This window comes from Cellulomonas gelida (genome assembly GCF_006538725.1).
Lineage (GTDB): Bacteria > Actinomycetota > Actinomycetes > Actinomycetales > Cellulomonadaceae > Cellulomonas > Cellulomonas gelida.
Genome location: NZ_BJLQ01000079.1, coordinates 1 through 2,876 on the forward strand (window position 1 = coordinate 1; position 2,876 = coordinate 2,876).

General features: G+C 73.6%; 3 protein-coding genes. All 3 read right to left on the reverse strand.

Annotation, left to right across the window (positions count from 1 at the left end; translation table 11 throughout):
- Window positions 1–250 precede the first annotated feature (250 nt).
- Window positions 251–1,834, reverse strand: coding sequence for a glycoside hydrolase family 88 protein (locus tag CGE01nite_RS16655; RefSeq protein ID WP_229747597.1), 1,584 nt, complete (start codon window positions 1,832–1,834; stop codon window positions 251–253).
- Window positions 1,835–1,952: 118 nt separating this feature from the next.
- Window positions 1,953–2,252 (reverse strand): antibiotic biosynthesis monooxygenase family protein, encoded by a 300-nt coding sequence (locus tag CGE01nite_RS16660; RefSeq protein WP_048344485.1) that lies wholly within the window; start codon window positions 2,250–2,252, stop codon window positions 1,953–1,955.
- A gap of 42 nt (window positions 2,253–2,294) precedes the next feature.
- Window positions 2,295–2,705, reverse strand: a complete 411-nt coding sequence (locus tag CGE01nite_RS16665; protein WP_048344484.1) for an NUDIX hydrolase — start codon at window positions 2,703–2,705, stop codon at window positions 2,295–2,297.
- Window positions 2,706–2,876: the final 171 nt, after the last annotated feature.

Below are 2,876 nucleotides of genomic sequence, written 5' to 3' on the forward strand. Positions count from 1 at the left end.
CCTCGCCGCGCGTCCCCCCCGCGCGCCCACGCCTCGCCGCGCGCCCACCCCGCGCGCCCACGCCTCGCCGCGCGCCCACCCCGCGCGCCCACGCCTCGCCGCGCGTTCAACCCGCGTGCCCACGCCCCAGAGCTTGCACTCAGCCTTAGCCGCACGCCGACGCGTCGCGAGCAGGGTTCGCCGCCACGCTCCCCCGTCCCCGGCGCTGCTGGGCGAGCGTGGCGGCGGAACGCCTGCCGTCAGCCGCTGCTCAGCGCAGCCCGCCCCAGCGCATCGGGTTCGTGCCGGTGGAGGCGAAGACGAACCACGACGTCGCGCCCACGTGCTGCACCTGGAAGTAGCCGAAGCCGAACCCGGTGTCGAGCAGGGACGACGCCGCGACCACACCACCCGACACCTCGACGCCGCCGAGGTGCTGGCCGACGCCGAGCACGTCCTGCGCGTGGCGGATCTGACCGAGCAGCGCACGCACCGAGCGCTCGTCGCCGCGGCCGCACCGGTCGGCGAGCGACGTCGCGAGCTGCCCGGTGCCCTCGAGCCACACCCCCTGCGGGTGGACGGTGATGCCGTTGTACTGCGCGGTCGAGGTCAGGCTCGCCGTGGAGAACGTGACACCCGAGATCCGCTCACCGTCGGGGAGCTGCGACGTGGCCGCAGCGGCATCGTCGGTCGTGGCGAGCGCGCGACCGGCCCAGTCGAGAGCGCCCGCGTACTTGCGCTCGCGCAGCGCGAGCCAGCTCCACGTCGCGGGGTCGAGCGGGACGGGCGAGCGGTTGATCTCGATGCCGTCGTTGGTCCCTGTCCAGAACCACCCGTCGGCGCGGGACCACATCCGGTCGACGAACGCGCGGGCGTGCGCGGCGGCCTTGGTCCACTTCTTGTCCCGGGTGATCGTGCGCAGGATCGCGAAGAACGCGATGCAGTCGATGTTGTGCTCGGTCGACCCGTTGGGCACAGGGTTGTCGGCCCCGTCGACGCCGAACGAGAAACCACCGAGGGGCTTTGTCGACCACGTGTTCGTCGTGATCCACTCGCCGATCCGCACAGCCGCGTCGCGGTAGCGGCGCTCACGCGTGGCGCCGTAGAGCTGCGCGAGGGCCAGACCGGGCCACGCCATGTCGCCGACGGCCGTCCCCAGGAACCCGAACTGCCAGCCGATGTTGGCGTTGCCGTCCGGCAGGACGAAGCCGTACGGCTGGGGGTTGCCGTCGTAGAAGGTGTACGGCCCGACGTTGTAGCCCTGGCGCAGCCGGCCGTCGTCGAAGGCGGGGTCGTGCTCCTGCGCGTAGACCAGGCCGTCGCCCAACGCCTTGGCGGTGGCGAGCGACGCGCGACGACCGTCGGCGAGCAGCGCGAGGATGGCGAGCGCGTTGTCGTAGACGAACGCAGTGCTGAACAGCCCGAGCTCGTCCGCATAGGACTGGGCGAGGCGCGGGCCGGTGTTGAGCGTCGGGTAGGCGTCGGCCGCGGCCTGGAGGAACGCGACCGCCGACGCACCGTGGCCCGGTCCGCCGTGCCCGCCGGGCTTGGGGTGGGAGCTCAGCGAGCCCGCGAGCGCACCCGCGCGGCGGCCGGTCCCGTTCGCGACGACGGGCGTTCCGCCACCGGCGATCGCCCCGCTCGCACCGACGGCGACGGCGACCGCCGCACCGGAGAGCGCCAGGAAGGAACGGCGGCCCAGCACAGCGGCCGAGCTCAGCGACCCGGGCCCGGCGGTGCCGCCTGAGGGCCTGTGCGGATGGCCCGCGGGGCGGGCGGTCGGGGGCGCGCCGGCCGAGGGGGTCCCGGTCGTCGTCCAGCGCTCGTCCGTGCCAGCGTGCGGGTCGTTCGTCATCGCGGGTCCCTCCGACGGCGGTGCGGCTGCGACTCTGCAACCCGCGCTCAGGGTAGTGACACGTGTCATCGAAAGGGAAGATCACGACAAAGGGAACGCCGCACACGGCTGGCCCGGGTCAGGCCGAGGGCAGCACCGTGCGGTAGTGCTCGACCGTGGGGAACGGGTCGTAGAACTCGTGCAGCAGGTCACGCCAGCGCCCGTACTGCGGCGAACCGCGGAAGCCGACGGTGTGCGCCTCGACCGAGTCCCACTCGACGAGGAGCAGGTAGCGGGTCGGCACCTCGAGGCAGCGCTCGAGCCGCAGCGACCGGAACCCCGGCATGCCGGCGATGAGGTGCCGAGCCTCGTCGAACGCCGCCTCGTACTCGTCCTGCCTACCGGCGACGACGTCCAGTACCGCGTGCTCCAGGATCACGTGGACTTCCTAGCACGTCGTCCGGCGTCGGCGCGGACGGCGTCAGGACACCTGTGCGCGCAGGGCGGGGAGCACCTGGTGCTCGAGCAGGGGTGCGAGGTCGGCGGGGAGCGGGTCGGCCGTCGGGTCGAGCCACCGCAGCTCGGCGATCTCGCCCGAGGGCGACGGGGCGACGACCGCGGGGTGGACGAAGACCGTCCCGCGGACGCTCCACCCGGCCTCGTTGGCGGCCGCGGCGGTGAAGGTGCCGAGCTCCCGCAGCTCGTCGGGCTCGAGCTCGACGCCGACCTCCTCGGCGCACTCGCGCAACGCGGTCTGCGCGCGCGTCTCTCCGGGCTCGGGCTTGCCGCCGGGGAGCATGAACCTCGCCGTCCCGCGCTTGCGCACGGTCAGCACCTCGCCCGCGGGCGAGCGCAGCACCACCGCGCTCACCTCGATCACGTCGTCCGTCACGGTCAGCCATCGTAGGTTCCGGTCGAATCGGGTCGCGGAGGAGGGTCGCTGACGTCGGTCGCCGGGCCGGTCGCAGAGGTCGGTCGCAGAGATCGGTCGCAGGAGTCGGTCACCGCGGCCCGTCGACGCCGGGCCGGTCGCAGAGGTCGGTCGCAGAGATCGGTCGCAGGA